The 21214-nt window shown below is 73.8% G+C and carries 12 protein-coding genes; 7 read left to right on the top strand and 5 right to left on the bottom strand.

Annotated features, from left to right (window positions below; all coding sequences use genetic code 11):
- Positions 1–16 precede the first annotated feature (16 nt).
- The 7 genes from FVS66_RS26085 (at position 17) to FVS66_RS26115 (ending at position 14043) form a co-directional block, all read left to right on the top strand.
- Positions 17–1081 (top strand): winged helix DNA-binding domain-containing protein, encoded by a 1065-nt coding sequence (locus FVS66_RS26085; protein ID WP_187645698.1) that lies wholly within the window; start codon positions 17–19, stop codon positions 1079–1081.
- Positions 1082–1168: 87 nt separating this feature from the next.
- On the top strand, positions 1169–2458 hold the full coding sequence (locus tag FVS66_RS26090; protein WP_149183669.1) for an MFS transporter: 1290 nt from the start codon (positions 1169–1171) through the stop codon (positions 2456–2458).
- Between the two features lie 266 nt (positions 2459–2724).
- Positions 2725–6900: a non-ribosomal peptide synthetase gene (locus FVS66_RS26095; protein WP_149183670.1), complete on the top strand. Its 4176-nt coding sequence runs from the start codon at positions 2725–2727 to the stop codon at positions 6898–6900.
- Entirely contained in the window at positions 6893–10246 is a 3354-nt protein-coding gene (locus FVS66_RS26100; RefSeq protein WP_149183671.1) for a non-ribosomal peptide synthetase, read from the top strand. The genes FVS66_RS26095 and FVS66_RS26100 overlap by 8 nt, the downstream gene beginning before the upstream one ends.
- Positions 10246–11706, top strand: coding sequence for a condensation domain-containing protein (locus tag FVS66_RS26105; RefSeq protein WP_149183672.1), 1461 nt, complete (start codon positions 10246–10248; stop codon positions 11704–11706). Before FVS66_RS26100 ends, FVS66_RS26105 begins: the two co-directional genes overlap by 1 nt.
- Positions 11707–11722: 16 nt before the next feature.
- Complete coding sequence (locus FVS66_RS26110; RefSeq protein ID WP_149183673.1) at positions 11723–12913, top strand: acyl-CoA dehydrogenase family protein; 1191 nt, start codon at positions 11723–11725, stop codon at positions 12911–12913.
- Positions 12910–14043 carry an acyl-CoA dehydrogenase family protein gene (locus FVS66_RS26115; protein ID WP_149183674.1) on the top strand — a complete coding sequence of 378 codons (1134 nt, stop codon included), beginning with the start codon at positions 12910–12912 and terminating at the stop codon, positions 14041–14043. The genes FVS66_RS26110 and FVS66_RS26115 overlap by 4 nt, the downstream gene beginning before the upstream one ends.
- A 65-nt stretch (positions 14044–14108) precedes the next feature.
- On the opposite strand, the gene FVS66_RS26120 is transcribed toward FVS66_RS26115, so the two are convergent.
- The 5 genes from FVS66_RS26120 to FVS66_RS26140 are packed head-to-tail and all read right to left on the bottom strand — an operon-like array spanning position 14109 to position 21181.
- On the bottom strand, positions 14109–14690 hold the full coding sequence (locus tag FVS66_RS26120; protein ID WP_149183675.1) for a GNAT family N-acetyltransferase: 582 nt from the start codon (positions 14688–14690) through the stop codon (positions 14109–14111).
- Complete coding sequence (locus FVS66_RS26125; protein ID WP_149183676.1) at positions 14687–15781, bottom strand: GntG family PLP-dependent aldolase; 1095 nt, start codon at positions 15779–15781, stop codon at positions 14687–14689. Before FVS66_RS26125 ends, FVS66_RS26120 begins: the two co-directional genes overlap by 4 nt.
- Complete coding sequence (locus tag FVS66_RS26130) at positions 15778–16467, bottom strand: DUF2461 domain-containing protein (protein WP_187645699.1); 690 nt, start codon at positions 16465–16467, stop codon at positions 15778–15780. The genes FVS66_RS26125 and FVS66_RS26130 overlap by 4 nt, the downstream gene beginning before the upstream one ends.
- Positions 16464–17864: a serine hydroxymethyltransferase gene (gene glyA / locus FVS66_RS26135; RefSeq protein WP_149183678.1), complete on the bottom strand. Its 1401-nt coding sequence runs from the start codon at positions 17862–17864 to the stop codon at positions 16464–16466. Before glyA ends, FVS66_RS26130 begins: the two co-directional genes overlap by 4 nt.
- Positions 17861–21181: a non-ribosomal peptide synthetase gene (locus FVS66_RS26140; RefSeq protein ID WP_149183679.1), complete on the bottom strand. Its 3321-nt coding sequence runs from the start codon at positions 21179–21181 to the stop codon at positions 17861–17863. Before FVS66_RS26140 ends, glyA begins: the two co-directional genes overlap by 4 nt.
- Between the last annotated feature and the right edge of the window lie 33 nt (positions 21182–21214).

Here is a 21214-nt window from a genome sequence, read left to right on the forward strand (position 1 = left end):
TGAAAGACTGGAGACCGTGGAACGACGAACTGCCGACCGGCTGCTCAGAGCACGCGCACAGGCGATCGGGGGGCGGGCCCGCGAGGCGACGGTCGCCGCCGCCCTGGACCGGGTCCTCGCCGTCCAGGCGCAGGACCTCGCGGCGGCGGGCCTCGGCCTGCGCGCCCGCGTGACCGGCCTGACCGCCGACGACGTCCAGCGCGCCACCGACATCGAACGGACCGCCGTACGCGGCTGGTTCATGCGCGGCACGCTCCAGCTCGTCGCGGCGGCGGACGCGCGCTGGCTGCTCGCCCTGTTCGGCCCGGTCCACCTCGCGCTCGGCGCCCGCCGACTGCGCGAACTGGGCCTGGACGAGGCCCTGAGCGAACGGGCGTCGAAGCTGATCGTGAAGGCCGTCGACGGCGAGGGCCCGCTCACCCGGGCCGAACTCACCGAACGGCTGGCCACCCTGGGAGTGGAGCCCAAGGGCCAGTCCGCCTTCCATCTCATCCGGCGCACGGCGCTGTCCGGGCTGATCTGCCACGGCCCCCAGCGCGCGGGCGAGGCCACCTTCGTGCCGCTCGACGACTGGCTGCCGAGCACCGGGCCCCTCCCCTTCTCGGGGGCGGCGGCCGAGACCGAACTCGCCCGTCGCTACCGCGTGGCCCACGGGCCCTCCGACGCGATGGATTTCGCCCAATGGTCGGGACTGCGCGCCGGCACCTGCAAGAAGGCGTGGGCGGCCGCCGGCGAAGCGCCGCGAGAGGACGCCGAAGGCATCCCCCTGGGGGATGTGCGGCTGATTCCGGCGTACGACAACTATCTCGTCGGATACCGCGGCAGAGAACTGTCGGTGCCCGCGGAGCACGAGCGCCGCGTCCGGCCCGGAGGCGGCGTGATCCGCCCGACCGTCGTGGTCGACGGGTGGGCCGTGGGCACCTGGTCGGGCGGCCGGCGCGGCAGCGATCCTGTGGTCGAGCCGTTCCCCGGCGGCGAGCCCTTCGACGCCCGGACCACGGCGGGGATCGCCCGCGAGAGCGCCGACATCGCACGCTTCTACAACGCCTCTCATACGCTCTCTACACCAGAGCTGTCATAGCCCGGAAACGTAACCGGCCGCTAACCCGCTCTCCCTACGTTGAGTGCCGTCCGACAATTCCGTCCCCAACCAGAAAAGGGCGTCGACATGGCACTCGGTCGGCATTCCGATTTCAACCGCCTGTGGTTCGGGCAGACCGTCAGCAACTTCGGCGACAAGATCTCACTGCTCGCGCTTCCCACCCTCGCGGTCGTCTTCCTCGACGGAGGAGCGTTCGAGGTCGGCGTCCTCGGCGCACTGCGGTTCCTCCCCTTCCTCCTGTTGGCCCCCGTAGCCGGGCTCATCGCCGACAGGGTCTCGCGCCGCACGGTCATGATCGTGGCCGACCTGGGCCGCTTCGTGGCCCTCGGCTCGATCCCACTGGCCTTCGCGCTGGACTCCGTCACGATGGTCCACGTCTACATCGTGGCCGGCCTCTCCGGCATCCTGACCACCTTCTTCGAGGTCTCGTACCAGTCCTGGCTGCCGCAGCTGATCGGCACGGAGAACCTGGTCGAGGGCAACACCAAGCTCCAGATCAGCCGTAGCCTCGCCGAGGCCGTCGGCGCCGGCGCCGGTGGTGCGCTGATGCAGGTGCTCGGCGCCGCCCGCGCCATCACGGTGGACGCGTTCACCTTCCTGATCTCCCTGGTCGCCCTGCTGATCATCCGGCACCGGGACACCCGGGCGAGGGTCGAGGAGACGAAGGCGTCGGCCAAGGCGGAGATGAAGGAGGGTCTGAAGACCCTCTTCGGCAACCCGGTCCTGCGCGGCCTGTTCACCGCCAACGTCGTGGTCAACCTCGGTGCCGCGATGGGTGACGCGCTGCTGATCGTGTACGCGTACAAGGTCCTCGACCTGAGCCCCGGCCAGGTGGGCGCGGCCTTCGCCGTGATGTCGGTCTTCGTGATCGTCGGCGCGGTCCTGTCCGAGCAGGTCACCAAGGTGCTCACGGTCGGCCGCACCCTGGTCCTGACCGCGGTCGTGCTGGGCGCCGGCTACATCCTGGTGCCGACGGGCGGCGCGGTCGCCGGGTTCGTCGGGCTGATCGTGGTCCAGGCCGTCATCGGCTTCGTGTCCCCGATGTTCGACATCCACGTCCTCAGCCTGGTCCAGGGCGTCACCCCGAACGAGCAGATGGGCCGTGTCAGCGGTGCCGCCCTCTCGGCGGTCTACGGCGCACTGTCCCTCGGCTACTTCGCGGGCGGCGCGCTGGGGGAGACGCTCGGCCTCACCGGAGCCCTGGCGGTCGCCGGTGCGATCACCATCGTCGGTGGTCTGACACTGCTCCGCGGCCCGGTCGCCTCGATCAAGGAGATGCCCGGCGGGGACGCCCCGGGCGACGCCGATCCGGCGGAGTCCTCCGCGGGCGCGGACGACGCGAAGGTCGGCGCGTAGGGCGACCTGGCACGTCGGAGAGGGTGCCGACTCTTCGGCACCCGCTCCGCACGCGCACCCCGCGCTCCGGCCGCAGTATCGCGGCCGTGTCCGCACCACCCGGCGCCCCCCGCGCACCACCGCCGTACCCCGCGCACCGGCTGCCGCGCCTCGTCGCCGCCGGCGCGGCCCGCCCGCCGGCGCGGCCCATCCGCCGCGTACCGGCCGCGCCCGCAATCCCGTAGCCCTCGCCGTATTCCTCTCCATCAGACGCACGGAGGCACAAGGTGAGCGAGTCCCTCGCCGAACGAATAGCCGCACTGCCGAAGTCCCGCCGGGCACTGTTCCAGGCCCTCGCGGGCCGCAACGGGGGGCGCGCCGCCGTACGGGAGGACCCCCAGCCGGCACCGCGGGACCACTCCGAGGCGCCGGTGCTCTCCTTCGCCCAGCGCCGCCTGTGGTTCGTCGACCAGCTCCAGCCGGGCAGCCCGGCCTACAACGTGCCGGTCGCCACCCGCATCCGCGGCCCCCTCGACGTCGCCGCCCTGCACGGCGCCCTCCAGGACGTAGTGGACCGGCACGAGGTCCTGCGCACCGTCTACCGGGACGTGCCCGGCGCCGCCGAGGCAGTGCCCCGGGTGATCGACGGTTACCGGCTGCCCCTGCCCGTCACCGAGCTGCCCGACGAGGCCGCCGTCCGCGCCTTCTACGACGCGGACGCGTCCGCGCCCTTCGACCTCGCGGGCGCCGTGCCGCTGCGCGCCTCGCTCGCCCGGCTCTCCGCCACCGACCACGTCCTCGTCCTCAACCTCCACCACATCGTCACCGACGGCTGGTCGATGCGGCTGCTGACCACCGAGCTCGAACGCGCCTACGCGGCCCGCACCGGAGCGGACGCCGAGCCGCTGCCCCCGCTCGCCCTCCAGTACGCGGACTTCGCGGCCTGGCAGCGCCGCCGTATCAGCGGCGACCGCCTCGCGGAGCTCACCGGCTTCTGGCGCGAGGAGCTGAGCGGCGCCGCCCCCGTGGACCTGCCGACCGACCGGCCCCGGCCGCCCGTCTTCGGCCACGCCGGGGCCTCCCGGTACATCGAGCTGCCCCCGCGGCTCATCGAGCGGCTGCGGGAGTTCGGCAAGTCGGAGGGCGCCACCCTCTACATGACGATGCTGGCCGGCTTCGCCGCCACCCTGCGCCGCTGGACCGGCCAGGAGGACGTCGTCGTCGGCACCTCCGTCTCCGGCCGCGACCACCCCGCCTTCGGCGACCTGGTCGGGTTCTTCGTCAACACCCTGCCGCTGCGCATCAGAACGGGCGGCGACCCGGGCTTCGCCGAGCTGGTCCGCTCCACCCGGCACACCACACTCCAGGCGTACGCGCACCAGGAGCTCCCCTTCGATCTGATCGTCGACGCGGTCGGGCTGCCGCGCGACCCCAGCCGCCCGCCCCTCACCTCCGTGATGTTCCTGCTGGACGAGACCCCCGACACCGCGCCCGGCCTCACCGGACTCGCCACCGAGCCCCTCGACTTCTCCTCCCGCGCCACCAAGTACGACCTGATGATCAGCGTCCACGACACCGGCAGCGCCGTCCGCGCCCTCGTGGAGTACCCCACCGACCTCTTCGACGCCCCGACCGTCGACCGGCTCCTGGGCCACTTCCTCGCCACCCTGGAAGCCGCCGTCGAACGGCCCACGGACCCCCTCTCCGCCCTGCCGCTGCTCACGGAGGCCGAACGGCGCGCCGCCCTGGACGACTGGAACGCCACCCGCGCCCCCTTTCCCCAGGACGCCTGCCTCCACCACCTGTTCGAGGAGCACGCCGACCGGCGCCCCGGCACCGCGGCCGTCGTCTGCGGCGGGATGGGCGGCTGGACCGTCACCTACGGCGAGCTGGAGGAGCGCGCCAACCGGCTCGCGCACCGGCTCACCGAGGCGGGGGCGGGACCCGACCGGACCGTCGCACTCTGTCTGCGCCGCGGCCCCGGCCTGGTCACCGCGATCCTCGCCGTGCTCAAGGCGGGCGCCGCCTACGTTCCGCTCGACCCGGACTACCCGGCCGAGCGGCTGCGCCTGCTGCTGCGGGACGCGGCACCGCCGATCGTGATCTCGGACTCGGAGCTGATCGGCCGGCTGCCGCTGGACCCCGGCACCACCCGCATCCTGCTCGACACCGACCGGCGGCCGGCGGAGCTGCCCGCGACCCGGCCCGCCGTTCCCGTCACCTCCCGCGACCTCGCGTATGTCATCTTCACCTCGGGCTCCACCGGCACTCCCAAGGGCATCGCGCTGGAGCACCGCGGCGTCGTCAACAACCTGCTCGACCTCAACCGCTCCTACGGCATCGGGCCCGGCGACGCGGTGCTCGCGCTGTCGTCGCCGAGCTTCGACATGAGCGTGTACGAGACGCTCGGCATGCTCGCCGCCGGCGGCACGATCGTCCTGCCCGACCCGGCCGCGGCCAAGGACCCGGCGCACTGGGCCGACCTCGTCGAGCGCCACGGCGTCAGCGTGTGGAACTCCGCACCGGCCCTGCTCGGCCTCCTGCTCGACCAGCTGGAGCACGCCGCCGGCCCGGCACTGCCCGGGCTGCGCGTCGCCTTCCTCGGCGGCGACTGGATTCCCGTCACCCACCCGGAGCGGATACGGGCCTTCGCCCCCGAGCTGGCCTTCGCGGCGCTCGGCGGGGCGACCGAGGCGTCCATCCACTCCGTGGAGTACCGGGTCGGCCGCGTCGAGCCGGGCTGGACGAAGCTGCCGTACGGCCGCCCCATGGCCAACCAGCGCACCTACATCCTCGACCCCGCCGACCGCCTTGTCCCGGTCGGTGTGCCCGGCGAGCTCCACCTCGGGGGAGTGGGGCTGGCGCGCGGATACCTCAACAGGCCCGAGCTGACAGCGGAGAAGTTCGTCCACGTCGAGCTGGAGCCCGGCCGTACCGAACGGCTCTACCGCACCGGCGACCTCGCCCGCTACCGGTCCGACGGCACCATCGAGCTCCTCGGCCGCACCGACTTCCGCATCAAGCTCAACGGCCTGCGCATCGAGCCCGGCGAGGTGGAGAGCGCCCTGCGGGAACGGCCGGGCGTCCGTGAGGCCGTAGTCGTCGCCCGGCAGGTCGCCGGCTCTGCCCGCCTGGTCGGCTACGTCGTCCCCGAGGACGGCGCCGCGGCCCCGGACCCCGGTGCGCTGCGCGCCGCCTTGGGCGGCGTGCTCCCGCCGCACTGCGTGCCCGCCGAACTCGTCGTGCTGGACCGGCTGCCGCTCAGCCCCAACGGCAAGGTCGACCGCACCGCCCTGCCCGAGCCGCGCACCGCGGCGCCGCGGCCCCCGGCGGCACCCGGGAGCGGCGAGTCAGGCCCCGTCACGCCCGTCGGCCGCACGCCCGCCGGCCTCGCACCGGGCACCCTCGCACCGGGCACCGGCACACCCGGCGAGGCCGGCACCGGCGACCCCGCGACCCGGGGCGTCGCGGCCGTCTGGGCCGATGTCCTCGGCCTGACGGCCGTCGGAGCCGATGACGACTTCTTCGCCCTGGGCGGCGACTCCTTCGCCGCCGTCCGCGCGGTGCGTGCCGTCGCCGACGCCCTGCCCGGGGCGGGTGCCCTGCGCGTGGTCGACCTGTTCAGCAACCCCACCCCCGCCGGCCTCGCCGCCCGCGCCGCCGAACTCGCCGACCGCTCCGCCGACGGGCGCGCGGCGCACCGGCTGCTGCACCGGCTGTCCCCGAGCCCGGCGGCCGGACCCGCCCCGCTCACCCTCGTGTGCTTCCCGCACGGCGGCGGCGACGCCATCGCCTACCAGCCGCTGGCCGCCCATCTCCCGCCGCACATCGAGCTGCTGGCAGTGTCTCCTCCCGGGCACGACCCGCTCGCCCCCGGGCCCATGCTCCCGGTCACCGAGCTGGCCGAACGCGCCGCCCGCGAGATCGCCCGTACCGTCACCGGACCGTTCGCCGTCTACGGGCACTGCGCCGGAGTAGTCACGGCCCTGGAGGCCACACGCGTCCTGGAGCGCGACGGCCTGCGTCCGGTCGCCCTGCACCTCGCGGCCGCCCTCCCGGAGGACGACCCGGACTTCGCCCTGCGGATGGAACGCAGCTCCACCGACGAGGACCTCGTCGCCTACCTCAGCACCATGGACGGCTTCGACGGCGTCCTCGACGACAGCGACCTGACGGCCGTGCTCCGGATGGTCCGGCACGACATGACGGAGGCCGCCCGGTTCTTCGCCCGTACCCCCCAAGGCTACGAACAGCCGCTCGTCACCCCGCTCACCTGCGTCATCGGCGACGCCGACGACGCGACGCAGGGCTATGAGCAGGGCCACCGGGCCTGGGGCCGGTACGCCCGCGACCTACGGCTCGCCGTGATCCCCGACGGCCGCCACTACTTCGCCAAGCATCTGCCCGACCGGCTCGCCGCACTCCTGGCCGACCTGCACCGCAACGGAGGAACTCATGTCTGATCTCGCCGAACGGCTCGGCCGGCTGCCCCAGGGGCAGCGCTCCCGGCTGCTGGGCCGGATGCGCAACCAGATGACCGCCGGTGTCGGTCACCGGGTCGAACTCCAGCGCGCCGACCACGGCCCGCGCTCCCGCGCCTCCTTCCAGCAGGAGCAGATGTGGTTCATCGACCGGCTGGGCGCGGGGAAGGCACGCAACAACATAGCCCTGGCGATACGCCTGGACGGTCCGCTCGACCGGGCCGCGCTCCACGAGGCGCTCAACGCGGTCGTCGCGAGCCACCAGGTGCTGCACAGCAAGCTCGTCGAGGTCGACGGGGTGCCCTGGCAGGAGCCCGTGCCCGCCTTCGTGCTCGGCGTCCAGACCAGCGACTTCGCCGACAGCGACGACCCGGACCGGGAGCTGGCCGAGCTCACCGCCTCCTGCGCGTCGGCGCCCTTCGACCTGGCCGCCGCCCCGCCCGTACGGGCCCATCTGGTGCGCCTCGCCGCCGAGCGGCACATCCTGCTGTGGGTGGTCCACCACGTCGTCTGGGACCCCGGCTCCACCCGCATCTTCACCGAGGAGCTCACCTCCTGCTACGCCGACGCAGCCAAGGGCAGGCGCCCGGAGGCCGCCGCCCCGCCCGTCGAGTACGCCGACTTCGCGGCCTGGCAGCGCGCCAAGCTCGACAACGCCGAGCACCGCAGGGCGCTCTCCGACAAGTGGCGGCAGCTGCTCGCCGGCGCCGAGGCCACCGAGGTCATGCCCGACCACCCGCGCAGCCCCGAGACCCGCGGCGACGGCCGCGGTCTGACGCTCACGCTGGAGCAGGAAGTCCTGGACCGGCTGGAGGAGGTGGCCGAGAGCTCCGGCACCACCGTCTTCACCACGGTCCTCGCCGCCTTCAACGCGCTGCTGCGGCACTGGACACACACCGAGGACGTCGTCGTCGGCACGGCGAGCGCCTCGCGCCCGCACCCCGACCTGGAACGCGTCATCGGCTGCTTCGTCCAGATGATCACCCTGCGTACGGAGGTGGGCGACGACCTCACCTTCCGCGAGCTCGTCGCGCGCACCGCGGGCACCGTGATGGACGCCTTCACGCACAGCGAGCTGCCCTTCGAGCAGGTCGTCGACGCGGTCAGCCCGGTCCGCGACCCGCTGCGCCACCCGCTGTTCCAGATCGAGTTCACCTCGCTCGGCCGCTGGGGCACACACACCGCCGAGGCCGCCGGGGTCGAGTTCGCCGTCGAGCAACTGCACGACGGGGCGGCCAAGTTCGACATGAGCTTCCTCGTCGGCGAGAACGACGGGCTGGAGCTGTCCCTGGAGTACAACACCTCGCTCTACCGGCACGGCACGGCCGCCGCCCTCCTCGCCGCCCTCCGGCGTGTCATCGAGCAGGTCGCCGAGAACCCCGACGTCCGGATCGGCGAACTCAGCCTGGTCGAGGAACCGGCCGCCTCCCGGCACGCCCGCGAGCTTTCCCGGGGCGGCCCCGTCGACGAGGCGGCCTGGACCACCACACTCGACCGCGCGTTCCGTGAGCGCGCCACCATCCAGCCGGACGCCGTCGCCGTCCGCCACGGCACCACGACGCTCGACTACGCGGCCCTGGACCGCTGGTCGGAGGCGATCGCCCACCGCATGCGCGACCGGGGCGTACGGCACGGTGACCCGGTCGCCGTCTGCCTCGGGCGCGGCCCCGCGGCCGTGGCGGCACTGCTCGGCACTCTCAAGGCCGGCGCCCACTACATACCCGTCGACCCGGCCGCACCCGCCGAGCGCACCAGGACCGTGCTCGCCGACGCCGGCGTCCGGCACGCCCTGGTCGACGACACGGCCGAGCTGCCCGGGCCGCTGGAGCTCGTCATGGCCGGCGCGAACGCGCCGGTGCGCGAAGTGCCGTCGCTCGCACCGACGTCGACCCCCGCCGACCTCGCCTATGTGCTCTACACCTCGGGCAGCAGCGGCACTCCCAAGGGCGTGATGATCGAGCACCGTTCGGTCACCCACTTCTCCCGCACCATCGCCCGGGCGTACGAGATAGGGGTCGGCGACCGCGTCCTGCACTTCGCGCCGCTCACCTTCGACGTGTCCGTCTTCGAGATCTTCACCACCCTGCTGGCGGGCGGTGAACTGGTCATCGCGACCGACGACGAACGCCGCGACCCGGCCCTCCTCCAGGCCCGGCTGCGCGACGACGCGGTGACCGTGGCGGAACTGCCCCCCGCCCTGCTGCCGCTGCTGGACCAGGCCGGGCTGCCCGACCTGCGGCTGGTCTCCGTCGGCGGCGAGGCGTTCCCCGGCAAGCTGGTCGCCGAGTGGACCGCGGGGGAGCGCCGCTTCGTCAACGGCTACGGCCCCACCGAGGCCACCGTCGCCGTCACCCTGATGGACTGCACCGGCAGCTACGACCGCAATCCGCCCATCGGCCGCCCCATGCCCGGCCATCAGGCGTTCGTGCTCGACGAGCGGCTGCGTCCCGTGCCGCCCGGAGTGCCCGCCGAACTGTGTGTCGCGGGGCCCGGCGTGGCCCGCGGTTATCTCGGCAGGCCCGAGCTGACCGCCGAACGGTTCGTCACCAACCCGTACGCGGACGGCCCCGAGACCGAGCGCCTCTACCGCACCGGCGACCTGGTGCGCTGGCTGCCCGGCGGGAACCTGGAGTTCCTCGGCCGCACCGACCGCCAGCTGAAGCTGCGCGGCCACCGCATCGAACCGGGTGAGGTCGAGGCCGTCCTCGTCGGCCACCCCTCGGTGCAGCAGGCCGTCGCCGTCGCCCAGCCGGCCGCCGGCGGCGAGCGGATGCTCGTCGCGTACGTCACCGTCGAGCAGGTCGGCGCCTACGCCTCCGAGGTCGCCGACGCCGAGGGACTGCGTGCCTACGCCGCGTCCCGACTCCCCGGATACATGGTGCCGGTCGTCATGGTCCTGGAGGAACTGCCCCTCACCCCGCACGGCAAGGTCGACACGGCGGCGCTGCCGCTGCCCGTCGACCAGACCGCCGGCGGTACGGCTCCGCGCGACGCCGTCGAGGAGCAGATCTGCCGCGACATCCTCACGCCGCTGCTGGAGTGGTCGAGTCCCGACGTCGAGGGCGACTTCTTCGCGCTCGGCGGCAGCTCGCTCCAGGCCACCATCGTGGTGTCCCGGGTCCGCGCCCTGTTCGGCATCGACATCGCCCTCGCCGACTTCTTCGGCCGCCCCACCGTCGCGGGCCTCGCCGACCTCGTCCGCGGCGCGCAGGCCGAGGCGGCCGGCGAACACGACCGGCTGCTGGCGGTCTTCGACCAGATCGAGAACATGAGCGACGACGAGGCGGCCGCGCTGCTCAGCTCCCTGCAGAACCCGGAGGGCGCGTGATGGCCGCTCGGACCGGCGCCGGGGCCGACCGGGCGCCCGCCGCGTCCGCCGCCACCGGTTCCGGGACCGACCGGGCGCTCGCCGCCCTCCCGGCGGCCAAGCGGGAACTGGCCCGGATGCTCCTCGCCGCCCGCAGTCCCGTCCCGGCCCGCCCGGCTCCGCGCTCCGGCGCGGGGCCGGTCCCGGCCACCGCGCTCCAGGCCCGGCTGCTCCGACGCGAACGGCACACCGATCCGGGCACCGGCACCGGATCGTACGCCGTACGGCTCACCGGCCGTCTCGACCACGGGCGGCTGCGGGAGGCGCTCACCGGCGTCCTGGCACGGCACGATGCGCTGCGCTGCCGGATCACCGACTCCCCGGACGGTGCGGGGCCGCGGCTGACCGTGGACGACGCGCCCTGCCTGCGGCTGACCCGGACCGACCTCTCGAACCGTGCCGCGGCCGCGCGGCGGGAGGCCGTGCGGCGCCAGATCACCGAGAGCGCCGGGACCGCGCTGTCCCTGGAGACCGGCCGCACCAGCTGGTTCCGGCTGCTGACGCTCGCTCCCGACGAGCATGTCCTCGTGCTCGCCTCGCACCTGGGCGTCTTCGACGGCTGGTCGTCCGGGGTGTTCCTCACCGACCTCGCGGCCGGTTACCGGGACGGCCCGGACACCCTCACCGCGCCGGAGCTGCAGTTCACCGACTACGCCGACTGGCAGCGCCGCTGGCTGGCCTCACCCGACGGAGTCGCCGAACTGGCCGCTCGGCGAGGCGACTTCGCGGCGGCTCCTGCGGCGCCGGCCGCACCGGGCGGATTCGAGCGGGGCCATCTGCCGGTACGCCTCGACCGCGGGCCCGGCAGCCCGCTCGACGCGGGGCTGGCCCTCGGCGCCACGCGGGGAGCCACTCCCTTCATGACGCTGCTCGCAGCCCTGGCGGTCGTGCTGGGCCGCCGCGACGGTTCCCCCGACGTCGTCGTCGGCACCCCGGCCGCGGGCCGCTTCGCCGCACCGCTCGAGGGCGCCGTCGGCCAGTTCACCACGGTGGTCCCGATCAGGATCGACCTGGCCGGCCGGCCGTCCTTCGAAGAGCTGCTGCACCGCACCCGCGCCGCGGTCGCCGACGCGCTGAGCCACCAGCGGCTCCCCGTCGACGAACTCTTCACCGGAGGGACCCAGCCGTACAGCGTCCTGTTCGCCCTCCACAACTACCCCGCCGTGCCCTTCGGACTCCCCGGAATCGAGGTGAGCCCACTGCCCGGACCCCCCGCGCGCCACCTGGAGCTGTACAGTCCCGACCCCGCCGCCACCTTCGCCTGCGTCGGCCTCGTCGAACGCGACGGCGAGATCGGCGGTACCGCCGAGTTCAACCGCCGGGCCGCCGCTCCGGAGGACGTGACCACGCTGCTCACCGGCGTCGAAGACGTCCTGCGACGGGCCGCCGCCTCACCCGCCGCCCCCGGGATCACCTTCTAGCCCCTGGGAGTAACCCTTGCTCACCACCGAGTTCTACCGGGCCCCCGCCGACTGCGGGCTCGTCCGTTCCGGCGACGGCGTGCCCCGTACGCCGATGCGCGCCCTCCGCGAGGAGATCCACGACGTCCTGGTGTCCGCGCCGGTCGCCGCCGCCCGTCGCACGAGGGACCCCCGCCCCGTCCACCGGGCCCTGGGCGAGGCGGGGCTGCTCGCCCCGCAGTGGCCCGAGGAGTACGGCGGCCGCGGCGTCGGCCAGGTCGCCGCCGCCGTCCTCGTCGAGGAACTGGCGATGCACGACGTACCCGACCTGCTGCACACCCTGACCGTACAGATCGTCGGCTCCACCCTGCTCAACGTGGCGAGCCCGGCGATGAAGGCCAGGCACCTGCCCGGCTTCGCGGCCGGGACCGCCTTCGGCTGTGTGCTCTTCAGCGAGCCGCAGGCCGGCTCCGACCTCAACATCCTGTCCACCCGCGCCGTCTCCGACGGGAACGGCGGCTACAAGCTCTACGGCACCAAGGTCCACTCGTTGTTCGCCGGGCTCGCCGACTACGGGCTGTGCCTGGCGCGCGGCGAGAACGACGCCTTCAGCCTGTTCCTGGTCCCCCTCGCCCAGAAGGGCGTCGGCATCAGGGCCATCCCCGGGATCGGGGACGACGCCTTCCACGAGGTCACTCTGGACGGCGTGGCCGTCACCGCCGACGACGTGGTCGGCACCATCGGCCAGGGCTGGGCCATCGTCGTCAAGACCCTCGCCTTCGAACGCACCGGACTGGACTACTACGTCAAGGCGCTGCGCTGGTACCGCGCCGCCGTCGAACGGCTCGAAGGCCACACCGAGCGGCTGGAGGCCGGCCAGCACGACCACATCGGCCTGGCCAGGCTCAACGCCCGGCTGCTCGCCGCCGGCACCCTCGTACGCCGTGTGCTGACCCGGCTGGACCGGGGCGAGCTCAACGAGGACGAGGCGGCCGCGGCCAAGTGGTACACCACCGAGCTGGCCGCCGAGGTCGCCTGGTGGGCCGCGGAACTCGACGGCGACCACAGCATGACCCTGGACGACCCCGGGACGGACGGGGTGGCACACCCACTGGACTCGGCGATGCGTGAAGCCCCCGGGATGCGGATATCCGGCGGCACCGCCGAAATGATGCTGGAGACGCTGGCCCGGCTGCGTCTCGACTCAGGGGCGGAGGTACGGCCGTGACACTCGGAACGCAGACGGAGGCCGGCGGCGGGACACCCGCCGAGCGGTGGCGGGAGCGGGAGGAGGAGGACTCCCTCTTCCGGCAGCTGCGGCTCACCGTCCGCCAAGGGCTGGAGATCGACGCCGGTACCCCCTCCCAGGCGTGGGAGGCCCTGACCCAGGTCGGCGCCTGGGAGTTCCCCCTGCCCATCGGCATGGACGGCCTCGACCTCGGACAGGCCGTCGTCGCCATGGTGTGCGAGGAGGGCGGCAACGCGATGCAGCCCGTCCCGCTGACCGACACCCTGCTCGCCCTCGACCTGCTGTCGGGGCTCGGCCCGCTCCCTCCCGCGGGGCTCGACGGCCTCCTCGACCGGGTAAGGGACGGTGCGCACCCGATCGCCGTGCCGGGCCGGCTGCCCGACCCGCGCGGCGCCGTGCCGCCCGGCATCACATGGAAACCCGACGGGGACGGCGGCGGCATCGTGCTGAACGGCACCGGTGGGCCGTTCGCCGCCGGGGTCGGACCGGGCTCGCTCCTCGTCCCGGCCTCCGGGCCGGACGGGCCGGGCGTCGCCCTCGTGGAGCTGCCCGCCGCCGGGGTCACGCTGCGCCCGCTGCGCGACCACGGCGGTGGCGCCGTCGCCGGCGCGGTCTTCGAGGAGGCCCGTGTCGCCGCCGAGGCCGTCGTACTGCGGGGGATGGCCGCCGAGCAGGCCCTGACCCGGGTGGGGCTGCGCGCGGCCGTGCACCAGGCGTCGCTGCTCGCCGGCATCACCGCCGCGGCGCTGACGGCCGTGGTGTCCCGGATCAGGAGCCGTCAGCAGTTCGGGCAGGCGCTGGTCAGGCACCAGGGCCCGCGGCTGCGCGTCGCCGGTCTCCTGGCCCGCCTCGACGCGGTCCGCTGGGCGGTCGGGGACGCCGCCAAGGACCTGGACGAGAACCGGCTGACCCCCGGCGAGGCCGCCGGCCTGATCGCCCTGACCGCCGAGACCACCCTGGACGTGACACGCGACGCGGTCCATCTGCACGGCGCCTCAGGGCTGGTGCGCGACGGGCTCGTGGCCGGGTGCTACCGGCGGGCCGCCTGGGAGGCGCTGCGCTGCGGCCGGCCCACGCACCTGTGGGACATCGCCGCGCACACCGGCTGAGCAGGACGCGGGCAGGGGCCTCCCGCCTGGCGGGAGCCCCCTGCCCGGGAGACGGCTCCGTCGGCTCAGTCGAGGTCGCGGCGCATCACCCAGCGGTACCGCTTGTCACTCTTGGCCTCCGTCCTGCGCACCCGGCGGAAGCCGGACCGCTCGAACATCTCCATCGTGCCGACGTACGCCAGCGTCGGGTTCACCCGGCCGCCCTCCGGGTCCACCGGGTAACCCTCCACCGCGGGAGCCCCGTTGGCCCGGGCGTGCGCCACCGCGCCCTCCAGCAGCCCGGACGCGACGCCCTTGCCGCGGAACTCCTTGCGTACGACGAAGCAGGTCACGGACCAGACCGGGGCGTCGTCGACCGCCGGGATCGTCTTCGACGACGCGAGCCGGTCCAGCTGCTTGCGCGGCGCCACGTTGCACCAGCCGGCCACCTCCCCGTCCAGGTAACCCAGCACCCCGGGCGGCGGGTCGGACGCCTCGACGAGGGACCGCAGGTGCGCGCCCCGCTCGTCGGCGGTCATCCGCCCGTAGTCGCCGGTGGTCAGCCGCCAGGCCATGCACCAGCAGGTGTGCGCGCTCTTGCGGGGCTGCAGGACCGCCTGCAGATCGTTCCATCGCTCGGCGGTCGCCGGCAGAACTTCCAATGTCATCGGGCTACTTCGCTCTCTTTCCATGATGGTGCGTGCTCCGCTGCGGTGGTTCCGCCCGTTCTCCGGCGGCCTGCACCGACAACGGCCGCCAGGACCTCAACGGCACGGCGACACGCCTGTCGTCCGACATCCAGATGGGTGACCAGCCGGACCAGGTCCGGTCCGGGCGCGGTCACCAGCACGCCCTCCCGCGCCGCCCGTGCCACGACGTCCTCGGCGCCGGGCGTCTCGACGAGGACGATGTTGGTCTCCTGGGGCCGCACCGCACACCCCGCCTCGCGCAGCCCTGCCGCGAGCAGTGCCGCATGGGCGTGGTCCTCGGCGATCCGCTCCAGGTGGTGGTCCAGCGCGTGCAGGCCGGCGGCCGCCAGAATGCCCGACTGCCGCATGCCACCCCCCAGACCATGCCGCAACGACCGTGCCCTCGGCAGGTGTTCGGCGGCCATCAGCAGGACGGACCCCACCGGCGCGCCCAGCCCCTTCGACAGGCACACCGCCAGTGTGTCCGCGACCGGTGCCCCGTACGCGGAAAGGGGCGTGCCCGTCGCGGCGTGCGCGTTCCAGATCCGGGCGCCGTCGATGTGCACCGCGATTCCCGACCGCGCGGTCAGCCGCCGGATCGCGCGCAGGGTCTCCAAGGGGTACACGGAGCCGCCCGCTCGGGTGTGCGTCTGCTCGACCGCCACCGCCCGGGTGCCGACGGTGTAGGCATTGCCCGGTCGCAGGATCCCGGCCAGCGCCCCGGCGGTGAGCAGCCCCCGTTCACCGGACACGGTGCGCGTCTGTATCCCGCCGTACCGGGCGGGCGAACCCTCTTCGTGGGCCAGGATGTGGGCCTCGGTGTCGCAGACGACCTCCTGGCCGGGCGCGACCAGCAGGCGCAGCGCGATCTGGTTGGCCATCACGCCCGACGGGACGAACAGCGCGCCCGGGAAGCCGAACAGGGCCGCCGCCCGGTCCTCCAGCGCCCGGACGGTGGGGTCCTCCCCGAACAGGTCGTCGCCGACCTCGGCGGTCGCCATGGCCCTGCGCATGCCGGGCGTGGGCCGTGTGACGGTGTCGCTGCGCAGATCGACGGTCTGCCGGCTCATGATGCGGTGTCAGCTCCTCGGTCGCGTGGCTCCGGCGTGAGCTTGCGGTCCGCGGCCCAGTCGAGCAGCGGGCGCACCAGCTCCCAGGTCTCCCGGACGAATCCGGCGGCGCGGACCGACCCGAGGTCAGAGCCGGGCCCCGGGCCGAGCCGCCGCCCGGCGTCGATCTTGCGGTGCCGCAGCAGGTCGAGCCGCGGGTGGTCCGCCGGGACCCCGCGCGGCCGTGAGACGAGCCGGTCGCCGCCGATCGTGAAACCCAGGCCGGTCAGCCGGGCGACGATCGCGGCCAGTTCCGCGCCGCCGTCCTCCTCCTCGACGGCGGCGCGGTAACGGGCCACCTCGGCGCCCCCGTAGGGGTACCAGCGCCCGGAGGCGTACAGCCCGTCCCGGTCCAGGTGGACCCAGAAGCCGAGAGCGGGCAGCACGTCGAGGTAGGCGCCCTGGTAGGTCTTGTACGGCGACTTGTCGTGGGACGTCCGGGTGTCCCTGACGGGGCCGAGCAGGCGCACCCCGTCGGTGTACGGTGCGAAGTGCGCGGACAGTTCCGCGGCCAGCTCCTCCATGGGAGTCCGCACGTCTCTCTCGTACACCGCGCGGTGCCGCAGCCGCCACGCCTCCTTGGTGTTGTCGGCGGCGAGCTCCTCGTACAGGTACGGCGCCGACGGCGGAAAGCCGCTGAAGGTCACGACAGGTACCCCGGCAGCGGGTGGCGGGCGCACAGCTCGACGACCCGGGCCCGGGCCGCGGCGCGCACCGCACCGGGGAGCACTCCCGAGCCGGCCTGCAGCGCGTCGAGCACGTCCGCGACCAGGTCCGCGCACGCGGCGGCGGCACCGCGGTCCATCCCGCGGGCCGCGAGCGTGTTGCTGCCCAGCCGCAGGCCGCTCGTGGTGCGCACGGGTGTCGTGTCGCCGGGGACGCGGTTGCGGTTGACGATGACGCCGCAGGACTCCAGGGCCTCTTCGGCGATGTCACCGGTCAGTCCGGTGCCACGCAGGTCGATGAGCACCATATGGGTGTCGGTGCCGCCGGTGACCAGCCGCATGCCGCGCTCCGAGAGCCGTTCGGCGATGGCCTGGGCGCCGTCCGCCAGCCGCTTGGCCAACTCGGCGAAGTCGGGCCCCGCCACGTAGTCCAGCGCCCGTGCCTTGGCGGCGACGGACGCCAGGTCCGGGGTGCCCTGGGTGAAGGGGAACACGGCCCGGCGCATCGTTCCGGCGAGGGTGCCGCGCTCGGGGCCCGCCTGCCGGGCGTCGCGGCCGAGCAGGATCAGTCCGCCGCGAGGGCCGTACAACTGCTTGTAGGTGCTGGTGGTGGTGATGTGGGCGTGGTCGATGGGGCTGGGGTGCAGTCCTGCGGCGACCAGGCCCGCGATGTGCGAGATGTCGGCGAGGAGGTAGGCGTTGCTCTCGTCGGCGATCTCGCGGAACCGGGCGAAGTCGATCGCGCGGGGGTACGCGCTCGCACCGCACACGATCACCTTGGGCCGGTGGGTGAGGGCGAGTTCACGGATCTGGTCGTAGTCGAGCAGCCCTTCGGGTGTGACCCGGTATCCCTTCGCGTTGTAGTAGCGGCCGCTGACCGACGCGGGGGAGCCGTGGGTGAGATGACCGCCGCAGTCGAGGTCCAGGCCGAGCAGTGTGTCGCCGGGGCTGAGCAGTGCGGTGAGCACGGCGAGGTTCGCGGACGACCCGGAGTGCGGCTGGACGATCGCGTCCTGGGCCCCGAACGCCGCGCGGGCCCGCTCGATCGCCAGCTGTTCGATCTCGTCGGCCACCCCGCAGCCGGCGTGGTAACGGCCGCCCGGGAAGCCCTCGGCGGTGAGGTTCCCGAGCGTACTGCCGCCGCAGGCCAGCACCGACGGGTCGGCGACGCTGGAGGCGGCGACCATCATCAGGGTTTGGTTCTGCCGCGCCGCCTCACGGGCCAGCAGGTCGTACAGCGCGGCGTCGGTCTGTCGGAGCCGGTCGGCGGCGCGGCCGGCGAAGGTGATCGGATCGGGTCCGTCCGGCTGTGGCGCGGCGGCCGGCAGATCGCGGCCCTCGGCCGGCGCGCCGAGCGGCGCGGGCAGGGTGAACGTCATGACTGTCCCCTCCTGGAGTGTGAATCGGCCGTGCCGTCCGCGGTGTCTTCCGGGGACAGCTCGCTGAGCGCCTCCGCGGCCGCCACCGCCCCGGCGCCGTGCTCCTCGTCGGCGGCGATCCTGGCCGCGAGTTCGGCGACCACCGGGGTGCGGAACACGTTCTTGACGGGCACGGGCACCCCCAGCAGCTCCTGGAGGAGGCCGGCCAGCCGGGTGCCGCTGAGCGAATCGCCGCCCAGCTTGAAGAAGTTGTCGCCGGGGCCCACGTGGTCGAGGCCGAGGATGTCCCCCACGGCCGCGCACAGCACCAGCTCCAGCGCGTCGCCGGGTTCCGTGGCCGCGTCCGCCGCCGCGGAGTCCTCGGCGGTCTGCTGCGCGCCGGCGGCGGATGCCAGCGACAGCCGGTCCACCTTGCCGTTGCGGGTGAGCGGCAGCTCCTCCAGCACGGTGAGCCCGGCGGGGACCATGTACGTCGGCAGCTGCTCCGAGAGGCGGGCCAGGATCTGCTCGCCGGAAGCGCCGTTCCGGGCGACGACATAGGCGTGCAGCCGCCGGATGCCGTGGGCGCTGGCCGGAGCGACCACCACGGCCGCGGCGACCCGCTCGTCCTGGCGCAGGGCGGCCTCGATCTCGCCGAGCTCGATCCGGTGACCCTGGATCTTCACCTGGAAGTCGTCCCGGCCCAGGATCTCGATGCCGCCGTCCGGGAGGTAACGGCCGAGATCCCCCGTCAGGTAGGCCCGTTCGCCGGTCTCCGGCAGGTGGATGAAGCGGCTGCGGGTGCGCTCCTCGTCGCCCCGGTAGCCGAGTGCCAGACCGACGTCGCTGGCCACGGCCATCTCGCCGACCACCCCGAGCGGCCGCTCGTGGGCGGTGGCGTCGACGATGTAGTAGCGCTGGTTGGTGATGGGCGTGCCGTACGGGATGCTCGTCCACGCCGGGTCGACCTCGTCGATCGGCTGGAACAGCGACCAGCAGATCGTCTCCGTCGGGCCGCCGGAGCCCACGACCTGGACGCGCGGGGCCTGCGCCCGCAGCCGGTCCGGCAGCGTCAGCGGAATCCAGTCGCCGGAGAGCACCGACAGCCGGAGCGACTCCAGCGGCCGGCCGCCGCCCCGTCGTTCGCGCACCTCCGCCTCGCCGACGAGCAGCTCCATGAGCACCGGTACGGAGTTCCACAAGGTGACGCGCTCCGCGGCCACCAGGTCGGCCCAGACATCCGGCTCGGCATGTGCGAACGGCGGCGGCACCACGACCGTACCGCCCTGTGTCAGTACGCCGAACACGTCGTAGACCGAGGCGTCGAAGTGCAGCCCGGAGATGGCCAGCAGCCGGTCCGAGGCATCGACGCGGAACCGCCCCGCGACGTCGTGGACCAGGTTGACCACACCGATGTGGTCGACCATCACGCCCTTGGGCTCGCCCGTCGAGCCGGAGGTGAAGATGGTGTACGCCATGTCCGCGGGGGTCTGCGCGGTCGCGGGCCGCGTGGCGTCGCCGACCTCGAAGTCCTGGTCGACCCGGTAGCGCCGGGCGTTCGGCGGCCAGCCGATCCGGGACTCCAGCGACGACTGGGTGAGGATCTTGTCCACCCCGGCCTGGGCGAGCAGCCTGCGCAGCCGCTCCGGCGGCACGGAGGCGTCGAGCGGCAGGTAGGCCGCGCCGGACGCCAGGACGCCGTACACCGCTGCGTACTGCTCCCAGCCCTTGTCCATCACGACGGCGATCAGCTCGCCGGGTTTCGCGCCCTGCTGCCGCAGCCGGTTGCCGATGCGCCAGGCGTACGCGGCGAGTTCGGCGTAGGTCAGCCGGCGCCTCGCGTCGACGACGGCCTCGGCGTCGGGGGTGCGGGCGGCCTGCTCGGCGAACAGGTCGTGCAGGGTGGTGTACGGGATCTGTCCCGCCGTGTCGTTGATCCGGCGGCGCAGTTCCCGCTCGGCGGGGGGAATCAGGTCGAAGCGTCGGCTGCGCAGGCTCCGCGGATCGTCGACGAGGCGCTGGAGCAGGGCGGTGTAGGCGCCGAAGGCGGCCTCGGTGAAGCCGGGGGCGAAGGCGCCGTCGACGTAGTCCCAGATGACGCGGAGCTCGCCGCCGAGTTCGCGCAGCTGGACGTCGAGGGAGACCTGCGGGGTCTGCGAGATGGAGTAGACCTCGCGTCCCAGGTCGGTGACCGGGCGGCGGGCGGGGTAGTCCAGCAGGCTGGTGACGACCACCGGCATCCCGGCCTGCGCGCCCGCACCGTGCAGCCGGGTCAGCTCCCGCAGCACCCGGACGCCGTTGAAGCAGCCGTGCTCCATGTCCCGGTGCAGCTGGTCGCGCAGGGCGTGCGCGCGGTCCAGGAACGTGGTGCCGGAGCCGTCCGCCGTGAGCATGACGGCGTTGGTGAAGTCGCCCAGCACCCCGTCGATGTCCTCGTGCACCGGGGGGCGCTGGAAGACCGGGTAGTTGAGGGTGAAGTCGGTCTCCTCCGCCCAGCAGCGCACGACCTCGGCGAACGCGGCGGTGAGCAGGACCGACGGGGTCAGCTCCGCTTCCCGCGCCAGCCGCTGGAACCGCTGCCAGTCGGTGGGGGACAGCCGGTGCTCGTGCCGCTCGAAGCGGACCCCGCCGTCGCGGGCGCCGCCGTCGCGGGCGCCGCAGGTCGGCAGCGAGGGCGCCGGCGGGAGCTGCGACACCCGCTCCAGCCAGTAGTCCCGGGCCGCGCGAAAGGTCTCGGTGTGGGGCATGGCGTCGGCGCGCCAGCGGGCGTACTCGGCGAATGTGATCCCCGGCTCGGGCAGTTCGGCCGACGGATTCTCGTACAGGTCGATCAGGTCCGGGAAGAGCACCTGGAAGGCGCTGGACGCGTCGAGCACCTGCAGGTCGATGCCGAGATGGATGCGGCTGAGGTCGCCCTCGCCGGGCAGGCGGACGATCCTCAGGTCGAAGAGCGGCCAGCTGCCCACCGGGAACACCTGGTGGCTCATCTCCGTCCGCAGCTCCGCGAGCCGACGCCCGGCCTCCGCCCCGTCGGTCCCCCGCAGGTCCACGACCGGTATGTCGTACGGCGGAGGCTCGGCGAGCACATGCTGCGTGCCGTCGGACCGGCCGACCGCGCGCAGCATGTCGTGACGGGCGACGACCCGGCGCCAGGCCGTGGCGAAGCGCTCCGGGTCCAGGGCGGCGCGCTCCCACTCGAAGTAGCCGTAACAGCCGACGCTGCCCAGCTCGACCCCCTCTCCGCGCCCGATCATCAGTGCCTGTTGCGTCTCGGTCATGGGGAAGGGCGCGGCGAAGGGGGCGGCGCTGCCGGCGGGGCCTTGCAAGAGCTCGGTCATGGTCCAACTCCACTCGCAGTAACGGAAATTCAG

Source organism: Streptomyces sp. TRM49041 (assembly GCF_008271805.1).
GTDB lineage: Bacteria > Actinomycetota > Actinomycetes > Streptomycetales > Streptomycetaceae > Streptomyces.

What these genes read in the sequence shown, in the direction of transcription:
- FVS66_RS26140 (WP_149183679.1), bottom strand. Translation starts at nt 21,181, where the DNA reads ATGACCGAGCTCTTGCAAGGCCCCGCCGGCAGCGCCGCCCCCTTCGCC.
- FVS66_RS26120 (WP_149183675.1), bottom strand. Translation starts at nt 14,690, where the DNA reads ATGACATTGGAAGTTCTGCCGGCGACCGCCGAGCGATGGAACGATCTG.
- FVS66_RS26125 (WP_149183676.1), bottom strand. Translation starts at nt 15,781, where the DNA reads ATGAGCCGGCAGACCGTCGATCTGCGCAGCGACACCGTCACACGGCCC.
- FVS66_RS26100 (WP_149183671.1), top strand. Translation starts at nt 6,893, where the DNA reads ATGTCTGATCTCGCCGAACGGCTCGGCCGGCTGCCCCAGGGGCAGCGC.
- FVS66_RS26105 (WP_149183672.1), top strand. Translation starts at nt 10,246, where the DNA reads ATGGCCGCTCGGACCGGCGCCGGGGCCGACCGGGCGCCCGCCGCGTCC.
- FVS66_RS26090 (WP_149183669.1), top strand. Translation starts at nt 1,169, where the DNA reads ATGGCACTCGGTCGGCATTCCGATTTCAACCGCCTGTGGTTCGGGCAG.
- glyA (WP_149183678.1), bottom strand. Translation starts at nt 17,864, where the DNA reads ATGACGTTCACCCTGCCCGCGCCGCTCGGCGCGCCGGCCGAGGGCCGC.